We start from the raw sequence: 20,509 nt of genomic DNA on the forward strand, positions 1-20,509 counted from the left end.
TGCGGATTCCGACGTTATCCGGCCGGGCATTCCAACTTGAAGCCGGCCACCATTCCGGAATGAAGCCGGCCAGCATTCCGATCAATATCCGGCCGCTTTGAGGGACTGAAGACGCACCACCTGGGTCAGCAACTTTGGCATGACGGACCTTTTCAACAAGGGACGGGCGATGCCGGCAAAGAGAAGGCTGACCATGAGACAATTACGACAGATGCTGCGGCTTGCCGGCGATGGCACGAGCAGCCGCGAGATCGCGCAGATGCTGGGCATCGCGCGCAGCACCGTGCAGGACAATCTGAAGCGCGCGACCGCGGCGGGGTTGCGTTGGCCGCTGTCTGGCGACCTAACCGACGATGCGCTGGAGAACCGGCTGTTTGCTCGCGCCGGGGTCAGGCAGGGCCAGCGCCGCCTGCCCGAGCCGAACTGGGCGGATCTTGCGCTGGAGCTGAAGAAGCCCGGCGTCACGCTGATGCTCCTGTGGGAGGAGTATCGCACCGTCCACCCCGGTGGCTACGGCTACAGTCGTTTCTGTGACCTGTTCCGCGGCTTCGAGAAGCGTTTGTCGCCGACCATGCGCCAGGAACATGTCGTCGGCGACAAGGTCTTCGTGGACTATTCCGGCAAGAAGCTCTCGATCGCCGATCCGCTGACCGGCGAGATCCGCGAGGCGGAGATCTTCGTCGGCGTCCTCGGGGCGTCGGGCTTCACCTATGCGGAAGCGACCTGGACGCAGGCGCTGCCGGATTGGATCGGCGCGCATGTGCGCATGTTCAACTTCTTCGGCGGTGTCCCGCGCCTGATCGTGCCCGACAACCTGAAGTCCGGCGTCAATCATGCCTCCTTCTATGACCCCGAGATCAACCGCAGCTACGGCATGATGGCCTCTCATTATGGTGTCGGCGTGCTGCCGGCTCGGCCGCGACGGCCGAAGGACAAGGCCAAGGTCGAGAACGGGGTTCGCTTTGCCCAGACCTGCATCCTCGGCCGGCTGCGGCGGCAGACCTTCTTCTCGCTGGCCGAGGCCAACGCGGCGATCGCCGGGGCGCTCGATCGCATCAACGACCATGTCATGCGCCGCCTCGGTGTCAGCCGCCGCCATCTGTTCGAGACCGTGGAACGACCCGTTCTGACCAGCCTGCCGGTGCAGGGCTACGAGTTTGCAGAATGGCGTCTGGCGCGCGTCGCCACTGACTACCATGTCGAGTTCAAGGACTTCTTCTATTCCGTGCCGCATGGCCTCATTCGTCAGCAGGTCGATATCCGCGCGACGAGCAGGACGATCGAGATCTTCCATCGCGGCAAGCGCGTCGCCGTTCACCAACGCCGCTATGGCGGTCGCCGCTACGGCACCAACCCCGATCACATGCCCAGCTCTCATCGCCGCTACGCCGAGTGGACGCCGATGCGCTTCCGCCGCTGGGCGGCGTCGATCGGGCCGCAGACGGAAGGCCTGATCATCGCCATTCTGGCAAGCCGCCCGCATCCCGAACAGGGTTTCCGGACATGCCTGGGCGTTCTGCGCCTCTATCGCGATCTCAGCCATGAACGCGCCGAGGCGGTCTCGGCGCGTGCCGTCGAGATCGGCGGGCTGACCTGCAAGAGCATCGCCGCCCTCATCACCAACCACAAGGCCGCCCGAGCCGGTGCCGGTGCCGGCGCCATCATCGATCACGCCAATCTGCGTGGTCCCGGCTACTTCCATTGAGGAGACAACAGATCATGCTGACCCATCCCACCCTCGACATGCTGCGCGACCTTGGCCTGCACGGTATGGCCAAAGGCTTCCAGGACCTCGACGCCCAAGCGGAAGCGCGCACCCTCGATCATGGCGAATGGCTCGCCATTCTGCTCGAGCAGGAAGCGACACTTCGCCGCCAGAAGCGCTTCGAAGCCCGTGCCCGCGCGGCAAGGTTGCGTCATGATGCGCAGGTCGAAGATGTCGACTTCCGTACCGAGCGAGGCCTCGACCGCGCGCTGTTCCTCAAGCTCGCTGGCTGCGACTGGATCCGCCAGCGGCATGGGCTCCTGATCATAGGACCGGCCGGCGTCGGCAAGAGCTGGCTTGCCTGTGCCCTCGGCCACAAGGCCTGCCGCGAGGACTTCTCCGTCGCCTATCATCGCGCGCCACGGCTCTTCGCCGCTCTTGCCCTAGCACGGGGCGACGGCCGTTATGCCCGGATGCTGAAGGCGCTGGCCCGGACCGATCTGCTCATCCTCGACGACTGGGGCCCCGAAAAGCTCAGCGACGATCAGCGCCGTGATCTCCTCGAGATCATCGAGGACCGATACGAGCGGCGCTCGACCATCGTCACCAGCCAGGTTCCCGTCGATCGCTGGTACGAGATCATCGGCAATCCCACCATCGCCGACGCCATTCTCGACCGCCTCGTGCACAATGCTTACCGCATCGAACTGGGTGGCGAGAGCATGCGAAAACAGCGAGCCGTCGCCATGCCGCAAACCGCTCAGGCTTGACCCGAAACGAAACTCGAACCAAACCTCAACAACGACCCAGGTGATGTCCAAAGGTGGCCGGCTTCAAATCGGAATCCCGGCCGGAATGAAATCGGAATGGGTGGCCGGTGATTGTTCGGAATCACTGGCCGGCTTCGTCGGAATTCGCAGTATTCGGCGGCAAACTCGCCAAGCGCGCGCGCTGGCGCGTCGAGCACGACCTTCACCGGCTGAACGCACTTTCTGCCGAGACGAAGGCTGTCGGGCTCAAACTCAAAGGCAATCCGGCGTTGCGCGATCCGTTTCATCTCGAGGAGCGACTGGCCTCGCTCTGCTTCGACGAAGTCCTGCATCCGATGCCTGGAGATTCACGTCTTGGCCTGGCCACCGCAGGCGCCACTGCCAGCTTCGACATGCAGTATTCGTTACGCCGGCGCGCCGCCCAGGCCGCGTGGTTCATGGCAGTCGGCCTGCTGCCGAGACAGCAGGCAAGGACGGTCCTATCCTGGAAGCTGGTCGCCGCGTCCCGACCAAAATTTCTCACCCGGCTGTCGAAAGGCATCAGACGCGCGATGGGTTAGCAGTCTCCGCCGCGCAACGATTTCACCAGGCGGCCGATAACTGGATCGAATGCTTTCGCTCGTGCCTTGTCATATTCGAGGCGGAAGTATGCGACGGCGTCGTTGCAGACCGGGATCGCGCGTTCGTAGTAGACGCGATCGCCCTTCGAGCCCGACCATACCGCCCAGTTGGACTTCCGTCGCTGGTAGGCAACCGACCAACCTTCAGCCTCTTCCTGGCCGATGCGCCATTTCACGTCCTTCGCAAAACCGCCCTCGCTCGGATAGCTGCCCCAAACGGCAAGTTTGGCGTTTCCGTCGGGCGATCGCGCGGTGCCGCCATCGCCATTTGCAGATTCCTCGATGGCCGTGAAATCCCTCGGGACATCGATCCAGTAGTTGTAGCGCGCGTTTCCGTACGGCTTCCAGTCGTCAGCCACGGCCTGGGCAGTCGCCGCAGGTGCGAGAGCGACGGCAAACGCGATGCATCTCATGGCAACATATCTCATGGCCATCTCGCAACGAAACCGAGCTTGCGATCCATCCGACGCGGAACACCGACACCATGCTCCAAGTCGGAACGATTCCCCAAATAAAAAGGGGCCGAAAGGCCCCTTTTCTATAGTCTTCGATCGCCGCTTACTGCGCGGCGCTGACCATCTCGGTCAGCATCGGCTCGGCCACTTCCGCGCCGGACGTCTTGCGACGCTCGTCGAGGATGAGTTCGTCGCGATGCGTCGCTATGCGACGGATCGCGCTCATCTGGCCACCGGTGCCGGCGGGGATCAGACGGCCGACGATGACGTTTTCCTTCAGGCCCTGCAGCATGTCGGTCTTGCCGGCAACGGCAGCTTCCGTCAGCACGCGGGTCGTCTCCTGGAAGGAGGCGGCCGAGATGAAGGACGGCGTCTGCAACGAAGCCTTGGTGATGCCGAGCAGCACCGGCTGGCCGGCCGCAGGCTTCTTGCCTTCCTCGATCAAGCGCTCGTTGATCTCGTCCAGCTCGATCACGTCGACATGGTCACCCGGGATGTAGGTCGAGTCGCCCTGCTCGGTGATCTCCACCTTCTGCAGCATTTGACGGACGATCACCTCGATGTGCTTGTCGTTGATCGACACGCCCTGCAACCGGTAGACTTCCTGGATTTCATTGACGAGGTAGGAAGCCAGAGCTTCCACGCCCTTGATCGCCAGGATGTCGTGCGGCGCCGGATTGCCGTCGAGGATGTAGTCGCCCTTCTCGATGACGTCACCGTCCTGGAGATGGAACGGCTTGCCCTTCGGGATCAGGTATTCGACCGGCTCCAGCGTCGAGTCATGCGGCTCGATGATGATGCGGCGCTTGTTCTTGTAGTCGCGGCCGAAGCGAACCGTACCATCGATCTCGGCGATGATGGCATGATCCTTCGGACGGCGAGCCTCGAACAGTTCGGCCACGCGCGGCAGACCACCGGTGATGTCCTTGGTCTTGGCGCTTTCCATCGGGATACGAGCGAGCACGTCGCCCGGCTTGACCGTGGCACCCGGCTCGACCGACAGGATCGCCTCGACCGAGAGCAGGAAGCGGGCATCGCCGCCCTTCGACAGCTTGCCGACCTTGCCCTTGGCATCCTGAACAACCATCGCCGGCTTGAGGTCCGAGCCGCGCGGCGTGGACCGCCAGTCGATAACCTCGCGCTTGGTGATGCCGGTCGACTCGTCGGCCGTTTCCTGAACGGAAATGCCGTCGACCAGATCCTCGAACGCTACGCGACCCTCGATTTCGGTGAGGATCGGACGGGTATACGGGTCCCACTCCGCGATACGCTGGCCGCGCTTCACCTTGTCACCGTCATCCACGTAGATGCGCGAACCATAGGTGACGCGGTGCGTAGCGCGTTCCTTGCCGGTCTCGTCGAGGATCAGGATCGCCATGTTGCGGCCCATCACCACAAGGTGACCGTCGGAATTGCGGACCACGCTGCGGTTGCGGACCGACACCGTACCTTCATAGGACGCCTCGAGATAGGAGGAGTCCACCACCTGGGCAGTACCGCCCATGTGGAAGGTACGCATGGTGAGCTGCGTGCCCGGCTCGCCGATCGACTGCGCGGCGATAACGCCGACAGCTTCACCCTGGTTGACCGGGGTACCGCGTGCAAGATCGCGACCGTAGCAGACCGCGCAGACGCCCGTGCGGACCTCGCAGGTCAGCGCCGAACGGATGCGGACGGACTGCACACCAGCCTTCTCGATCAGCTCGACGTCGCGCTCGTCCATCAGCCTGCCGGCCTTGACCAGCAGATCGCCGCTGACCGGATGGTTGATATCGTCGAGTGCCGTACGGCCCAGCACACGCTGGCCGATGGAAGCGACGATCTGGCCGGCATCGACGATCGGCTGCATGGTGAGGCCCTTGTCGGTGCCGCAGTCGACGGAGTTGACGATGCAGTCCTGCGCCACGTCGACCAGACGGCGGGTCAGGTAACCCGAGTTCGCGGTCTTCAGAGCGGTGTCGGCCAGACCCTTGCGGGCGCCGTGCGTGGAGTTGAAGTACTCCAGAACGGTGAGGCCTTCCTTGAAGTTCGAGATGATCGGCGTCTCGATGATTTCACCCGACGGCTTGGCCATCAGGCCGCGCATGCCGGCGAGCTGACGCATCTGGGTGGGCGAACCACGCGCACCCGAATGCGACATCATGTAGATCGAGTTCATCGGCTTCTGACGGCCATTGGGGTCGAACTCGACCGCCTTGATGCGGCCCATCATCTCGTCCGCGACCTTTTCCGAGCACTTGGCCCAGGCGTCGACGACCTTGTTGTACTTCTCGCCCTGAGTGATCAGACCGTCATTGTACTGCTGTTCGTATTCCTTGGCCAAAGCCTCGGTCTCGGCGACCAGCTTCTCCTTGGTGTCCGGGATCAGCATATCGTCCTTGCCGAACGAAATGCCGGCGCGGCACGCGTGAGCGAAGCCGAGGGCCATGATGCGATCGCAGAAGATGACTGTCTCTTTCTGACCGCAGTGGCGGTAGACGGTGTCGATCATCTTGGAGATGTTCTTCTTGGTCATCTCCTGGTTGGCGGTCTCAAACGGCACGTTGACGTTCTTCGGCAGCAGTTCGCCGAGGATCATGCGGCCAGGCGTGGTGTCGTAGATTTTCGACACGACGTTGCCTTCCGCATCAACAGTCCGGAAGCGGCCCTTGATCTTGGCGTGCAGGGTGACGGCCTTGGTCTCCAGCGCATGCTGCAGTTCGCCCATGTCGGCGAATGCCATGCCCTCTCCCGGCTCGTTCTGGTTGACGATCGAGAGATAGTAGAGACCCAGAACCATGTCCTGCGACGGCACGATGATCGGCGCGCCGGAAGCCGGGTGCAGGATGTTGTTGGTCGACATCATCAGCACGCGGGCTTCGAGCTGCGCTTCCAGCGACAGCGGCACGTGGACCGCCATCTGGTCGCCGTCGAAGTCGGCGTTGAAGGCCGTGCAAACCAGCGGATGCAGCTGGATCGCCTTGCCTTCGATCAGGGTAGGCTCGAATGCCTGGATGCCGAGGCGGTGCAGCGTCGGTGCGCGGTTGAGCAGCACCGGATGCTCGCGGATGACCTCGTCCAGGATATCCCAGACTTCCGGACGCTCCTTCTCGACCAGCTTCTTCGCCTGCTTGACGGTCGAGGAATAACCCTTGGCGTCGAGGCGGGCGTAGATGAAGGGCTTGAACAGCTCCAGCGCCATCTTCTTCGGCAGGCCGCACTGATGCAGCTTCAGCTCCGGACCGGTCACGATGACCGAACGGCCCGAATAGTCGACGCGCTTGCCGAGCAGGTTCTGGCGGAAGCGGCCCTGCTTGCCCTTCAGCATGTCGGACAGCGACTTCAGCGGACGCTTGTTGGCGCCGGTGATGACGCGGCCGCGGCGGCCGTTGTCGAACAGAGCGTCGACGGCTTCCTGCAGCATGCGCTTTTCGTTGCGCACGATGATGCCCGGCGCACGCAGCTCGATGAGGCGCTTCAGACGGTTGTTACGGTTGATAACGCGGCGGTAGAGATCGTTCAGATCGGACGTCGCGAAACGGCCGCCGTCCAGCGGAACCAGCGGGCGCAGGTCCGGCGGGATGACCGGGACGACCTTCATGATCATCCATTCCGGACGGTTGCCGGATTCCATGAAGTTCTCGACCACCTTGAGGCGCTTCAAGAGCTTCTTCTGCTTCAGCTCCGAGGTGGTGGAAGCAAGTTCCGAACGCAGGTCGCCCGCGATCTTCTCCAGTTCCATTCCTGCGAGCAGGTCATGGATCGCCTCGGCGCCGATCATGGCGGTGAAGGAGTCTTCGCCGTACTCGTCGACGGCCAGCATGTACTCTTCCTCGCTGAGCAGCTGGTGCTCCTTCAGCGCGGTGAGGCCCGGCTCGGTGACGATGTAGTTTTCGAAGTAGAGGACGCGCTCGATATCCTTCAGTGTCATGTCGAGCAGCGTGCCGATGCGCGACGGAAGCGACTTCAGGAACCAGATGTGAGCGACCGGAGCGGCGAGCTCGATGTGGCCCATGCGCTCGCGGCGAACGCGCGACAGCGTGACTTCCACGCCGCACTTCTCGCAGATGACGCCCTTGTACTTCATGCGCTTGTACTTGCCGCACAGGCATTCGTAGTCCTTGATCGGACCGAAGATGCGCGCGCAGAACAGGCCGTCACGTTCGGGCTTGAACGTGCGGTAGTTGATCGTCTCCGGCTTCTTGATCTCACCGAACGACCAGGACAGAATCTTGTCAGGCGATGCCAGCGAGATGCGAATGGAATCGAACACCTGCGCGGGCGCCTGCGGATTGAAGAGATTCATGACCTCTTGGTTCATGCCATTCTCCTTTTCGGGGTCCTCGAAAACCCCTTTGCATGTGACTGCGAGCCACCGCTCGCGAAACCCGGCCTGAGCCGGAAAATCTCAGGCGGGCGCGGAAAACTCCGCGCCCGCTGTATGCCGTCTTACTCGGCCGCGTCCGGCAGGCTCTGCGGAGCGTTCTCGACCTTGGTGTTCTCGAGCTCGACGTTGAGGCCCAGCGAGCGCATTTCCTTGACGAGAACGTTGAAGCTCTCGGGAATGCCCGCTTCGAAGGTGTCGTCGCCACGGACGATCGCTTCGTAGACCTTGGTACGGCCAGCCACGTCGTCCGACTTCACGGTCAGCATTTCCTGCAGCGTGTAGGCGGCGCCGTAGGCTTCCAGAGCCCAGACCTCCATTTCGCCGAAGCGCTGACCGCCGAACTGCGCCTTGCCGCCCAGCGGCTGCTGGGTAACGAGCGAGTACGGGCCGATCGAACGGGCGTGGATCTTGTCGTCGACCAGGTGGTGAAGCTTGAGCATATAGATATAGCCCATGGTCACCTTGCGGTCGAACGGTTCACCCGTGCGGCCATCATACAACTGAGATTGGCCGGAAGTGTGCAGGCCAGCCTGCTCCAGCATCTCGTTGATGTTGACCTCATGCGCACCGTCGAACACCGGGGTCGCGATGGAGACGCCGCGTTTCATCTGTTCGCCGAGGCGAACGATGGATTCGTCGTCATATTCGCGGACCGGCTCGTTGCGGTCGTTGGCCGGGATGATCTGCTCGATCGTCTGGCGCAGCGGCTTGATATCGCCACCGCCCTTGTAGGCTTCGATCAGCTCACCGATCTTCCTGCCCATGCCAGCGCAAGCCCAGCCCAGGTGTGTCTCCAGGATCTGGCCGACGTTCATGCGCGAAGGCACGCCCAGCGGGTTGAGCACGATGTCGGCATGCGTGCCGTCCTCGAGGAACGGCATGTCCTCAACCGGAACGATGCGCGAGACCACGCCCTTGTTACCGTGACGGCCGGCCATCTTGTCGCCCGGCTGCATCTTGCGCTTCACGGCCACGAAGACCTTGACCATCTTCATGACGCCCGGAGGCATCTCGTCACCGCGCTGCACCTTCTCGACCTTGTCCATGAAGCGCTGCTCGAGCGCCTTCTTGGAGTCGTCGTACTGGCCGCGCAGGGCTTCCAACTCGCTCTGGAGCTTTTCGTTCTCCACGGCGAACTGCCACCACTGCGAACGCGGATAGTCGTCCAGCGTTTCCTTGGCCAGGGTCGAGCCCTTCTTGAAGCCCTTCGGCCCGGCGATAGCCTCCTTGCCGATGAGCACATCGGACAGACGCGCGTAGACGTTGCGATCAAGGATCGCCTGTTCGTCGTCGCGGTCCTTGGCCAGACGCTCGATCTCCTCGCGCTCGATCGCCATCGCGCGCTCGTCCTTCTCCACACCGTGGCGGTTGAAGACGCGCACTTCGACGACGGTGCCGAAGGTTCCGGGCGGCATGCGCATGGAGGTGTCGCGGACGTCGGACGCCTTTTCACCGAAGATGGCGCGCAGGAGCTTTTCTTCCGGCGTCATCGGGCTCTCGCCCTTCGGCGTGATCTTGCCGACCAGGATGTCACCCGGCTGCACTTCCGCACCGATGTAGACGATGCCGGCTTCGTCGAGGTTCTTCAGCGCTTCTTCCGAAACGTTCGGAATGTCGCGCGTGATTTCCTCAGGCCCGAGCTTGGTGTCGCGCGCCATGACCTCGAACTCCTCGATATGGATCGAGGTGAAGACGTCGTCGGCGACGATACGTTCGGACAGGAGGATCGAGTCCTCGTAGTTGTAGCCGTTCCATGGCATGAACGCGACGAGCACGTTGCGGCCGAGCGCCAGATCGCCGAGATCGGTCGAAGGACCGTCGGCGATGATGTCACCCTTCTCGATGGGGTCGCCCACCTTCACCAGCGGACGCTGATTGATGCAGGTCGACTGGTTCGAGCGCTGGAACTTCATCAGGCGGTAGATGTCGACGCCAGACTTGCCCGGATCGAGATCTTCGGTAGCGCGGATAACGATACGGGTCGCATCCACCTGGTCGACGATACCGGTGCGGCGAGCCGCGATGGCAGCGCCGGAGTCACGGGCAACGATCGGTTCCATGCCGGTACCGACGAACGGAGCCTCGGCGCGCACCAGCGGCACGGCCTGACGCTGCATGTTCGAACCCATCAGCGCACGGTTGGCGTCATCGTTCTCGAGGAACGGGATGAGCGCGGCGGCGACCGACACCATCTGCTTCGGCGACACGTCCATCAGGTCGACGTTTTCGCGCGGCGCCATCATCACTTCGCCGGCGTTACGGCAGATGACGAATTCGTCGACGAAACGGCCTTCCTTGTCGAGCTCGGCGTTGGCCTGGGCAACATAGTGCTTGGCCTCTTCCATGGCGGACAGATAGACGACCTCGTCGGTCAGCTTGCCCTCGACGATCTTGCGGTACGGGCTTTCGATGAAGCCGTACTTGTTGACGCGGGCAAAGGTGGCCAGCGAGTTGATCAGACCGATGTTCGGGCCTTCCGGCGTTTCGATCGGGCAGATACGGCCGTAGTGCGTCGGGTGAACGTCGCGGACTTCGAAGCCGGCGCGCTCGCGGGTCAGACCGCCAGGTCCGAGCGCCGAGAGACGACGCTTGTGCGTGATCTCGGAGAGCGGGTTGGTCTGGTCCATGAACTGCGACAGCTGCGAGGAACCGAAGAACTCGCGCACCGCGGCAGCAGCGGGCTTGGCGTTGATCAGATCCTGCGGCATGACCGTATCGATCTCGATCGAGGACATACGTTCCTTGATCGCGCGCTCCATGCGCAGCAGGCCGACGCGGTACTGGTTCTCCATCAGTTCGCCAACCGAACGCACGCGGCGGTTGCCGAGATTGTCGATGTCGTCGATCTCGCCCTTGCCATCACGCAGCTCGACCAGCGTCTTGACGACGGCGAGGATGTCATCCTTGCGCAGCACGCGCACGGTGTCCTCGGCGTCGAGCTCCAGACGCATGTTCATCTTCACGCGGCCGACGGCCGACAGGTCGTAACGCTCGCTGTCGAAGAACAGCGAATTGAACATGGCTTCAGCCGTCTCGAGCGTGGGCGGTTCGCCCGGGCGCATGACGCGGTAGATATCGAACAGCGCGTCCTGGCGGCTTTCGTTCTTGTCGATGTTGAGCGTGTTGCGGATGTAGCCACCGACATTGATGTGGTCGATGTCGAGGATCTGGATCTCGGTCTCACCCGTGCCCAGCAGCACTTTCAGGGTCTTGTCGTCGATTTCGTCGCCGGCTTCGAGGAAGATCTCGCCGGTGGCGTAGTTGACGATGTCTTCGGCCAGATAGCTGCCAAGCAAATCCTCGTCGACCGCCTTGATCGCCTTCAGGCCCTTGTCGGCCAACTGGCGCGCCTGGCGGGCGGTGATCTTCTTGCCCTGCTCGACGACGATCTCACCAGTGTCGGCGTCGATCAGATCGTTCACGGCCTTCAGGCCGCGGAAACGGTCTACACTGAACGGGATGCGCCAGTGGTCGCCGGTACGCTTGTAGGTGATCTTGTTGTAGAAGGTCGACAGGATCTCCTCGCTGTCCATGCCGAGCGCCATCAAGAGCGACGTCACAGGGATCTTGCGACGACGATCGATACGGGCGTGCACGACGTCCTTCGAGTCGAACTCGATGTCGAGCCACGAGCCGCGATACGGGATGACGCGCGCGGCGAACAGAAGTTTGCCCGACGAATGCGACTTGCCCTTGTCGTGATCGAAGAAGACGCCCGGCGAGCGGTGCATCTGCGAGACGATGACGCGCTCGGTGCCGTTGACGATGAAGGTGCCGTTCATGGTCATGAGCGGCATATCGCCCATGTAGACGTCCTGCTCCTTGATGTCCTTGATGGACTTCGAGCCGGTATCCTCATCGATATCGAACACGATTAGGCGCAGCGTCACCTTGAGCGGCGCGGCATAGGTCAGGTCGCGCTGACGGCACTCGTCAACGTCGAACTTCGGTGCTTCGAACTCGTACTTGACGAATTCCAGCATCGAAGAGCCGGAAAAGTCGGAAATCGGGAACACCGACTTGAAAACGGCCTGCAGCCCTTCGTCCGGACGGCCACCCTTCGGCTCGTCCACCATCAGGAACTGATCATAAGAGGCCTTCTGAACCTCGATCAGGTTCGGCATCTCCGCAACTTCCGGGATCTTTCCGAAGAACTTGCGTACGCGTCTGCGGCCATTGAAAGTCTGCGTCTGGGCCATCGTCGCTCCTTGGCTAGCTCTTGGGGCAGGCATTCGCCTCGACCTGCCTTGCAATTCTCAACCGCCTCCGCCCGGCGGTCCCTTCGGCTGCCCTTCGCCTCGCGGCGCCGGGCCAGAACGGTTGAAAACCCGTTTCCTGAAAGCCGGATTTCGGCCCTCAGGAAAGAGGTTTCCAGAACGTCCCTTCAGGACCGGTGGACGGCATATGCCGTCCACCGAAACCCTGAATTACTTCAGCTCGACCTTGGCGCCGGCTGCTTCCAGCTGGGCCTTGATCTTCTCTGCGTCGGCCTTGGCCACGCCTTCCTTGACCGGCTTCGGAGCGGCCTCGACCAGGTCCTTGGCTTCCTTGAGGCCCAGGCCGGTGATGGCGCGCACTTCCTTGATGACTTCGATCTTCTTGTCGCCAGCGGCAGCAAGAATGACGTCGAACTCGGTCTTCTCCTCGGCCGGAGCAGCAGCAGCGGCACCGCCGCCAGCAGCAGCAACAGCCACCGGAGCGGCGGCCGAAACGCCCCACTTCTCTTCCAGGAGCTTCGAGAGTTCAGCCGCCTCGAGGACGGTCAGGCTCGAGAGGTCGTCAACGATCTTTGCGAGATCAGCCATTTTGATTTTCCTTTATAAGGTTCGAACGTGTTGTTGTGATGAGGAACGGCCTCACGCCGCCTCGTCCTTCCGGGCATAGGCGCCAATGACGCGGGCGACCGAGGCCGCCGGTGCATTGACAATCTGAGCGATCCGGGTTGCCGGGGTGGCGATCATGCCAACCAGCTTGGCGCGCAGCTCGTCGAGCGACGGCAGCGAGGCAAGCGCCTTCACACCGTCGGCATTGAGCGCGGTCGTACCCATTGCGCCGCCGAGAATGACAAGCTTGTCATTTCCCTTGGCGAAATCGGACGCGACCTTCGGCGCCGTAACCGGATCATCCGAATAGGCGACCAGCGTCTGTCCCTTGAACAGCTCGATGATGCTTTCGGATTCCGTGCCCTGAAGAGCGATCTTGGCGAGGCGGTTCTTCGCGACTTTGACGGTGCCGCCGGCCTGACGCATCTTCGTGCGAAGATCGTTCATTTGCGCGACGGTGATACCGGCATAGTGGGCCACGACCACTGAGCCGGCGCCCTTGAAGGCGTCGTTCAGGTCCGTGACGAGTTCGCGTTTTTCCGCTCTGTCCACTGCCTATCTCCAGTTGACCACTTTTCCCATTTGCGGGAACGGTGGTCGGGTTGCCTTTTGCCGGGCGGGCTATCCAGAAATCCAGATCTCCCGAACGGCGCTCGAGGATCCTGCCCCCTTTCGCCACACCCGACAGGTTTCCCCGGCGCGGTGCGCAGACAAAAGGCAAACACGGTTCGAACCTTCCATGGAGCCGAAGCTCCGGTGTCGGGTCCTACCCCGTCTCATGCAGGCCGTTCAATTAAGGTCCGCCCTTTCGGGACTAGGCCGCCTGCAATCTCGGACAGGATGCCGGATCTCTTTCGATTTCCGGCATCCGGTCCCCACCTGCGTGGGAACCGGAATTCTTCAGGCAGACCAGCGCTTTAGGCGCCGATCTGCATTAAACATCTCAGGCCACTACCAAGGTGGCGACGTCCAGCTTGAGGCCAGGACCCATCGTCGAGGTGACCGACACCTTCTTGACGTAGTTGCCCTTGGCGCCCGTGGGCTTGGCCTTGGTGACCGCATCGGCGAAGGCGCGGATGTTTTCTTCCAACGCCTTGACCTCGAACGAGACCTTGCCGATGCCAGCATGCACGATACCGGCCTTCTCGACGCGGAACTCAACCGCGCCGCCCTTCGATGCCTTGACGGCGGCGGCGACGTCGGCAGTCACGGTGCCAACCTTCGGGTTCGGCATCATGCCACGCGGGCCGAGCACCTTACCCAGACGGCCGACCAGCGGCATCATGTCCGGGGTGGCGATGCAGCGATCGAAATCGATGGTGCCCTTCTGGACGATATCGACCAGTTCCTCGGCACCCACGATATCGGCGCCAGCAGCCTTGGCCTCATCGGCCTTGTCGCCACGAGCGAACACAGCAACACGCACATTCTTGCCCGTGCCATTCGGCAGATTGACCACGCCGCGGACCATCTGGTCTGCATGGCGCGGATCGACGCCGAGGTTCATGGCGATCTCGACAGTCTCGTCGAACTTCACCTTCGAGCGATCCTTGAGGATCTGCAGGGCCTCGCCCAGGCCATAAGCCTTGTTCGGGTCGATGCCTTCGCGGGTCTTGGCTACACGCTTTGCAATCTTTGCCATCGTCTTAGCCCACCACTTCCAGGCCCATCGAACGGGCAGAGCCTTCGACCATGCGCATCGCTGCTTCCACGTCGTTGGCGTTCAGGTCCTTCATCTTCTTCTCGGCGATCTCGCGCACCTTGTCGCGGGCGATCGTGCCGGCCTTCACCTTGCCCGGCTCCTTCGAGCCCGACTTCAAGTTAGCGGCCTTCTTCAGGAAATAGCTCACCGGCGGCGTCTTCATGACGAAGGTGAACGACTTGTCCTGATAGTAGGTGATGACGACGGGGATGGGCGAACCCTTCTCCAGCTCCTGCGTCTGCGCGTTGAACGCCTTGCAGAATTCCATGATGTTGATGCCACGCTGACCAAGCGCCGGGCCGATCGGGGGCGACGGAGTCGCAGAACCCGCGGCAACCTGGAGCTTGAGCTGGCCCGCTACTTTCTTAGCCATACTCTTTCCTGCCTTCAGTCATGCCGGCTCCCTTGGTTCAAGGATGACGCCGGCGGTTGCAGTCTGGTGGTTCGGCTCGTTCGGCCGGCTAAGCCGCCCTCACCTCCCACCCGTTCACGGCAGCACTTTCAGCGCCACCTCTTCCACCCTCGAGAGAGGGCAGAAACCCGGTCAGCCCTTTTCGACCTGACCGAATTCGAGATCGACAGGCACAGCACGCCCGAAGATCGAAACTTCCACCTTGAGGCGGGCGCGCTCTTCGTCCACTTCCTGGACGAAGCCGTTGAACGAGGCAAAAGGCCCGTCCGAAACCCGCACCTGCTCGCCGATCTCGAAGGTGACCGACGGCTTCGGCCGCTCCACACCCTCCTGCACCTGATGCAGGATGCGCTCGGCTTCCTTTTCGGTGATGAACATCGGCTTGGCCGTATGCTTGTCTTCGCCGAGGAAGCCAGTAACGCGCGGCGTGTTCTTCACCAGCGAGATAACGGCATCGTTCAAATCCGCCTTCATCAGCACGTAGCCGGGGAAGAACTTGCGCTCAGCGTCAACTTTCTTGCCGCGACGCACCTCGACAACCTTCTCGGTCGGAACCACGATCTGCTCGATGCGCTCCGACAGGCCCTTCTGCTTGGCCTTGTTCTCGATGTCCTCAGCGACCTTCTTTTCGAAGTTCGAATAAGCGTGAACGATGTACCACCGCGCAGTCATCTATCAATTATCCCCGTCGTGGTGGTCTTACTTGCCGATGCCGAGGATCATCTCGACCGCCAGACCCATGATCTGGTCGGCAGCAAAGAAGAAAATCATGGCGATCGCCGCGAAGGCCAGGACCATGACCGTCGAAATCATCGTTTCCCGCCTGGAAGGCCAGGTGACCTTGGCGGTCTCCGCCCTCACCTGCTGAAGGAAGACGAAAGGATTGGTTGTCTTCGACGCCATGTCCGCTCTGCTTTCAAGACCCGTTGACCGAGCCTCCTGGATGATCCCGCTGGCCGGGACGTGCCGCAAAACCGAAGATCCAGCCGAATCAGCAAGCCTTCGATCCATGCAAATCAGACGCGCAAAGCTGGCTTCCCAGCTCCACGCGCCGCGTGTCTGTCGTGTCTACATAAAACCGATTCTTGATCCACGCAAGTGGCAAGCTTCCGCTTTATGGCCAAACGCCGCATCGGAACCATCCAGTCGTTCCGTCCCGGCTATGGGCGCCCTTATGCCCGAAAAACGCTCATATGGCAAGGGTTGCGCCCATTTCAAGAGCTGCACTCTCACGGAATCTGGAAAACTGGGAATTGGAAAACTGGCAGGGGCAGCAGGGCTCGAACCCGCGACCTGCGGTTTTGGAGACCGCCGCTCTACCAACTGAGCTATACCCCTAAAGTCGCAACGCATCATCTGCGCGGCAGGCGCTTCCTAGAAGCTTCCGTGCCGTCTGTAAAGAGCAGCTTTCGTGCAAATCACACGGCGAGCGGCAAGCCGGCTCAAATCAGAAAAGCCTGCGAAACAGCCCAGGGTAATCCGTCACAAGGCCGTGCTCGTCAAACGTGATCTCTCGGCGGAAATCGCTGTCCAGCGATTCATAGAGATAGCGACAGCCCTCTTCCAGGCAAGTGTAGCGCTGAGGGTCCGGAAAGACCTCGAGCGCCGGCACAGAAACATAGGCGGTGCGGATTTCCGCGCTCTCACCCTTGGCAAGGCGAAGCCGCTTTATCGGGAGTGTGTTGGTGAACGGGCTTACCGACAGGTCCGGCTCCAATACGCCGTCCAGTGCCGGCATCGGCCGGCCGCTTACCGTCCAGTGTCCCTTGCCGTCCGCCTCCAGGATCAAAACGTCTTCGCGACCGACCAACGAGACCTCCAGGCGGCGCATCAGCCAGTCAGCATCGATCGTGATCCGGTAGCGCGCGGCGAAGGGGTGTGGATCCGACGAAATCGCAACGGCATCGACGGACATCCCATCACGGTTGTCGCTCAACACCAGATGCTGCGTGCCGCTGCCGCCCCACTCCTGCCATCGCGCGACGATCGCCCTAGCCATCGGCCGACCTGCTCCCTGACTGCAATGCCGGCCGAGTATGCCTTAGCCGGCCGGCGGTTTGTAGGGGCCGCCCGGCACCCCCCAGCCCCATTGCGGCATCGGCTCCTCCTCGGGATCGCAGGTCGCGCCCAGATTGGAGTTCATCTTCGCCAGCCGCGAGCCCCATTCGATATAGGCCGCGAAGGCCGAGCGGAATTCCGGATCGTCCGGCAGGCCGATCTCGTCCGCCGCATCCGTCAGAAGGCCGATCCAGCGACGGCGCTGCTCCTCGGTCAGATGTTTGTCGAGATGGTGCATCACCATCTCGCGGTGCCCGCCATGCTTCTCGGAGTAGGTCTTGGGTCCGCCGAAGACTTCGCCGATGAAGGCCGCGACATGGGCGGGATGGTCCGGCGACATGTGGCGGAACACCGGTCCGACAATGGGATCCTTCGCGACCTTGTCATAGAAGGTCGCGGTCAGCCGATTGAGCTGTTCGGAGCCACCGGCCCAATCGTAAAGCGTGGGTACGGCACTGGAAATGATCCCCTCCTTTGATCATCCTCAAACCAGTTCATCATTGCCTTCATCCACCCTCGCGGCAACCTGGCAATGCGGTTAGTCGTTGCCTGACTGTAATGGACGTGCGGTGCAACCTTCTGAGGCCGGAGGGTCTTTGCAAAGTGCCGCTGCAGTCAAATATTCGACATCTGCCGTGTTCGTAATGAGCTTCAACGCCTCCATCTCCGCCGGCGTGGGAGGATCAAAACCCGCACCTGGAGGTGCCTGCATCGCGACAAGAAGCTTATTGTCGACCCCCATTTCTGCCAGGTACTGCGCAAGTCGCTGTTCGAGGTCCTTACTCGCTTCAGTTCCCTTGCGACGAAGGGTAACGATTGCCCCGCTCGCTGCAAACCGCTGTGCCCCCCCGATAACAACCAATGCGCATTCCGCTGCACAATAGCCTTCGTAAGATCCGGCACGCCCTGAAAAACCCTCGCCATCTCCCGAGCAGTCCCCTTGGCTTGGCTCACAACCGGAGAACTTCGTCTTGCCCAGTGCGACGGACAAGCCGTGGTTCCTGATGATCCGGCCAATCGCCATTGCAGCCTCCGCGTCGCCGCCTGAGGATGTAAGCACCACCAGCAACCGCTTATCCTTGACGCTGTTCAAAGTCTTTTCCAGCAATCCTGGCGTTTCTGCTCTGATGACGCCTTCGGCGGATATCCATTCCGGGCAAACCGGCTCGCAGCCGCTTTCGCTGGAGCGAACGATGGCAAAGCGCATTGCTTGCCCCGTAACGCCAGGCGATATGCCCCTTGGAGGTGACTGGACAGTAGTTGGAGAGGCAGCGGCAACTGCAGGGGCAACCGGTAGCTGTCTGCAGTTCACCGATGGCGAGGCCGTCTTGCATATTGCGGGCGAAGTCAGGGCATCGACCTGATCAACACTGGTGATCAACCGCAGTTTCAACATCTCGTCCTGCGTGAGCACAAGTATGTCCGAGGCAGGCGTATTGTTGATGGGTTCAACGATCTGAGCACTTATCCCCATCTCGGCCAGGTAAGCCACCAGGTCGCGACGCAGCTTTTTGCTCATGTCCGTTGTAGAAAAAGTGCCCTTGCTTTTACGCCCGACGACTTTCTTCGTGACAATTTTCTTACCCTTCACGATACGGGTCGTAATTCTGTAGGTGATGAGTTGCTGTCTATAGGTGGTGGTGACTTGATGAACGCCGAGTTGAGCCCAGGCACCGACCAAGCGTCTCGTACCCCCCGCCAGGATCAAGGGGCAAGCCGAGTAACAGTAAGCAAAACCAGCTGCAGCGACACCTTTATAACCGCCCTTCTTCTCGGCATCACACCCACTCTGCCTTGGCGCGCAGGTAGTGAATGTCGTGTAGCCTACAGCAACATCAAGGCCCCGCTGCCGGATCATTCGCCCCATCGCTAGCGCGGCGTTGAGATCGCCACCGCGTGATTGGAGAACAATCGGCAGTTTGCGACCTCCAAGCTTCTTGAGAAACCGCTTGAAAAGCACCGCCGTACCAGGACCGATGTCGCCTTCAGCCCATATCCATTCGGGACAATTGGGTTCGCACGAATAGGCACCACTTCGGACGACCGCGAAACGCATCGGTTGGGAAGGCCCACTCGCTTGTGCTTGTTGCGCTGCGTGTGCGGGCACGACCAAGGTCGCGGAAAAAAGCATGAGACAGAAACAGAAAAGGAAAGGCAAGAAGGTGAATGAGCCTTCAAACCACTCTTTTTTCAACGACGTTGCCTCCGCCCACGACATTTCTGCCACCGGCTTGTTCGGCGGGCAAGTAGGTCGCGACAACGCAAACAAAAAGGGCGGTCCGAAGACCGCCCTTTTCTTCTTTTCAGCTAGACCGCCGATTACTCGACGATGGAAGCGACGATGCCGGCGCCTGCCGCGAGGCGCATTCGCGCCTCGCCAGTTGTTAATTTCGGTTGGTGGCGACGGTATCGTTCGCTTCGATCATTCGACGATCGAAGCAACAATCCCTGCACCAACCGTGCGGCCGCCTTCGCGGATAGCGAAGCGCAGCTTCTCTTCCATGGCGATCGGCACGATCAGCTCGACGTCAACGGTGATGTTGTCGCCAGGCATCACCATCTCGGTGCCGGCCGGCAGCGAAACGATGCCCGTCACGTCCGTCGTGCGGAAGTAGAACTGCGGACGGTAGTTCGTGAAGAACGGCGTATGACGGCCACCCTCTTCCTTCGTCAGGATGTAGGCTTCCGCCTTGAACTTCTTGTGCGGCTTCACAGAACCCGGCTTGGCCAGAACCTGGCCGCGCTCAACGCCCTCACGGTCAACGCCGCGCAGCAGCGCGCCGATGTTGTCGCCGGCCTGGCCCTGGTCCAGCAGCTTGCGGAACATCTCAACGCCCGTGCAGGTCGTCTTGGCCGTCGGACGGATGCCGACGATCTCCAGTTCCTCGCCGACCTTGACGATGCCGCGCTCGACGCGACCCGTCACAACCGTGCCGCGGCCCGAGATCGAGAACACGTCTTCGATCGGCATCAGGAACGGCTTGTCGATCGGACGCTCCGGCGTCGGGATGTAGGCGTCAACCTCTTCCATCAGCTTGCGAACCGCGTTCTCGCCGATCTCCTTGTTGGAGTCTTCGAGAGCAGCAAGCGCCGAGCCCTTGACGATCGGAATGTCGTCGCCCGGGAACTCGTACTTCGACAGAAGCTCGCGAACTTCCAGCTCCACCAACTCCAGAAGCTCGGCGTCGTCGACCTGGTCGACCTTGTTCAGGAACACAACGATCGCAGGAACGCCAACCTGGCGCGCCAGAAGGATGTGCTCGCGCGTCTGCGGCATCGGGCCGTCGGCAGCCGAAACAACCAGGATCGCGCCGTCCATCTGGGCAGCACCGGTGATCATGTTCTTCACATAGTCGGCGTGGCCGGGGCAGTCGACGTGCGCATAGTGACGGGTCGGCGTCTCATACTCGACGTGCGCCGTCGAAATCGTGATGCCGCGCGCCTTCTCTTCCGGAGCAGCGTCAATCTGATCGTAGGCCTTGAACTCGCCGAAATACTTCGTGATCGCCGCCGTCAGCGACGTCTTGCCGTGGTCAACGTGACCAATCGTGCCAATGTTCACATGAGGCTTCGTACGCTCGAATTTACCTTTTGCCAT

The 20,509-nt window shown here is 61.6% G+C and carries 15 protein-coding genes, 1 tRNA gene and 1 pseudogene; 3 read left to right on the top strand and 14 right to left on the bottom strand.

Annotated features, from left to right (window positions below):
- Positions 1-169 precede the first annotated feature (169 nt).
- The 3 genes and pseudogenes from istA to AO692_RS32015 form a co-directional block, all read left to right on the top strand.
- Positions 170-1,705, top strand: a complete 1,536-nt coding sequence (gene istA, locus AO692_RS32005; RefSeq protein WP_054310055.1) for an IS21 family transposase — start codon at positions 170-172, stop codon at positions 1,703-1,705.
- A 14-nt stretch (positions 1,706-1,719) separates the two neighbouring features.
- Positions 1,720-2,475, top strand: coding sequence for an IS21-like element helper ATPase IstB (gene istB, locus AO692_RS32010; protein WP_054310052.1), 756 nt, complete (start codon positions 1,720-1,722; stop codon positions 2,473-2,475).
- A gap of 146 nt (positions 2,476-2,621) precedes the next feature.
- Positions 2,622-3,035: pseudogene (locus AO692_RS32015) on the top strand (glycosyltransferase family 2 protein); the annotation flags it as partial.
- Here the strand turns inward: AO692_RS32015 and AO692_RS32020 are convergent.
- The 14 genes from AO692_RS32020 to tuf all read right to left on the bottom strand — a co-directional run.
- The gene (locus AO692_RS32020) at positions 3,032-3,523 is read right to left on the bottom strand and encodes a hypothetical protein (protein ID WP_054314100.1); all 492 of its coding nucleotides are present in this window, start codon (positions 3,521-3,523) and stop codon (positions 3,032-3,034) included. The pseudogene AO692_RS32015 and the gene AO692_RS32020 overlap by 4 nt on opposite strands.
- 130 nt (positions 3,524-3,653) lie before the next feature.
- Positions 3,654-7,850 (bottom strand): DNA-directed RNA polymerase subunit beta', encoded by a 4,197-nt coding sequence (gene rpoC, locus AO692_RS32025; RefSeq protein ID WP_054314101.1) that lies wholly within the window; start codon positions 7,848-7,850, stop codon positions 3,654-3,656.
- Positions 7,851-7,978: 128 nt separating this feature from the next.
- The gene (gene rpoB / locus AO692_RS32030) at positions 7,979-12,115 is read right to left on the bottom strand and encodes a DNA-directed RNA polymerase subunit beta (RefSeq protein ID WP_054314102.1); all 4,137 of its coding nucleotides are present in this window, start codon (positions 12,113-12,115) and stop codon (positions 7,979-7,981) included.
- A gap of 228 nt (positions 12,116-12,343) precedes the next feature.
- The gene (gene rplL, locus AO692_RS32035) at positions 12,344-12,721 is read right to left on the bottom strand and encodes a 50S ribosomal protein L7/L12 (RefSeq protein ID WP_054314103.1); all 378 of its coding nucleotides are present in this window, start codon (positions 12,719-12,721) and stop codon (positions 12,344-12,346) included.
- A gap of 51 nt (positions 12,722-12,772) precedes the next feature.
- Positions 12,773-13,291, bottom strand: coding sequence for a 50S ribosomal protein L10 (gene rplJ / locus AO692_RS32040; RefSeq protein WP_054314104.1), 519 nt, complete (start codon positions 13,289-13,291; stop codon positions 12,773-12,775).
- Positions 13,292-13,682: 391 nt separating this feature from the next.
- On the bottom strand, positions 13,683-14,381 hold the full coding sequence (gene rplA / locus AO692_RS32045; protein ID WP_054314105.1) for a 50S ribosomal protein L1: 699 nt from the start codon (positions 14,379-14,381) through the stop codon (positions 13,683-13,685).
- 4 nt (positions 14,382-14,385) lie between these two features.
- Entirely contained in the window at positions 14,386-14,814 is a 429-nt protein-coding gene (rplK, locus tag AO692_RS32050) for a 50S ribosomal protein L11 (RefSeq protein ID WP_024927083.1), read from the bottom strand.
- Positions 14,815-14,985: 171 nt separating this feature from the next.
- Positions 14,986-15,525 carry a transcription termination/antitermination protein NusG gene (gene nusG / locus AO692_RS32055; protein ID WP_054314106.1) on the bottom strand — a complete coding sequence of 180 codons (540 nt, stop codon included), beginning with the start codon at positions 15,523-15,525 and terminating at the stop codon, positions 14,986-14,988.
- Positions 15,526-15,552: 27 nt separating this feature from the next.
- A complete protein-coding gene (gene secE, locus AO692_RS32060; protein ID WP_054314107.1) occupies positions 15,553-15,756 on the bottom strand; it encodes a preprotein translocase subunit SecE in 204 nt (67 codons plus the stop codon).
- Positions 15,757-16,115: 359 nt separating this feature from the next.
- Positions 16,116-16,191, bottom strand: a tRNA-Trp gene (locus AO692_RS32065).
- A 109-nt stretch (positions 16,192-16,300) separates the two neighbouring features.
- On the bottom strand, positions 16,301-16,852 hold the full coding sequence (locus tag AO692_RS32070; protein WP_054314108.1) for a putative glycolipid-binding domain-containing protein: 552 nt from the start codon (positions 16,850-16,852) through the stop codon (positions 16,301-16,303).
- 42 nt (positions 16,853-16,894) lie between these two features.
- Positions 16,895-17,374, bottom strand: coding sequence for a group II truncated hemoglobin (locus tag AO692_RS32075; RefSeq protein ID WP_054314109.1), 480 nt, complete (start codon positions 17,372-17,374; stop codon positions 16,895-16,897).
- Between the two features lie 75 nt (positions 17,375-17,449).
- Positions 17,450-19,105, bottom strand: a complete 1,656-nt coding sequence (locus AO692_RS32080) for a hypothetical protein (protein ID WP_152980055.1) — start codon at positions 19,103-19,105, stop codon at positions 17,450-17,452.
- 228 nt (positions 19,106-19,333) lie between these two features.
- The coding region (gene tuf, locus AO692_RS32085; RefSeq protein ID WP_054311475.1) for an elongation factor Tu at positions 19,334-20,509 on the bottom strand (1,176 nt) is incomplete at its 5' end.

Origin of the sequence: Mesorhizobium sp. 1M-11, from assembly GCF_001303895.1 — a bacterium.
Classification (GTDB): domain Bacteria; phylum Pseudomonadota; class Alphaproteobacteria; order Rhizobiales; family Rhizobiaceae; genus Mesorhizobium.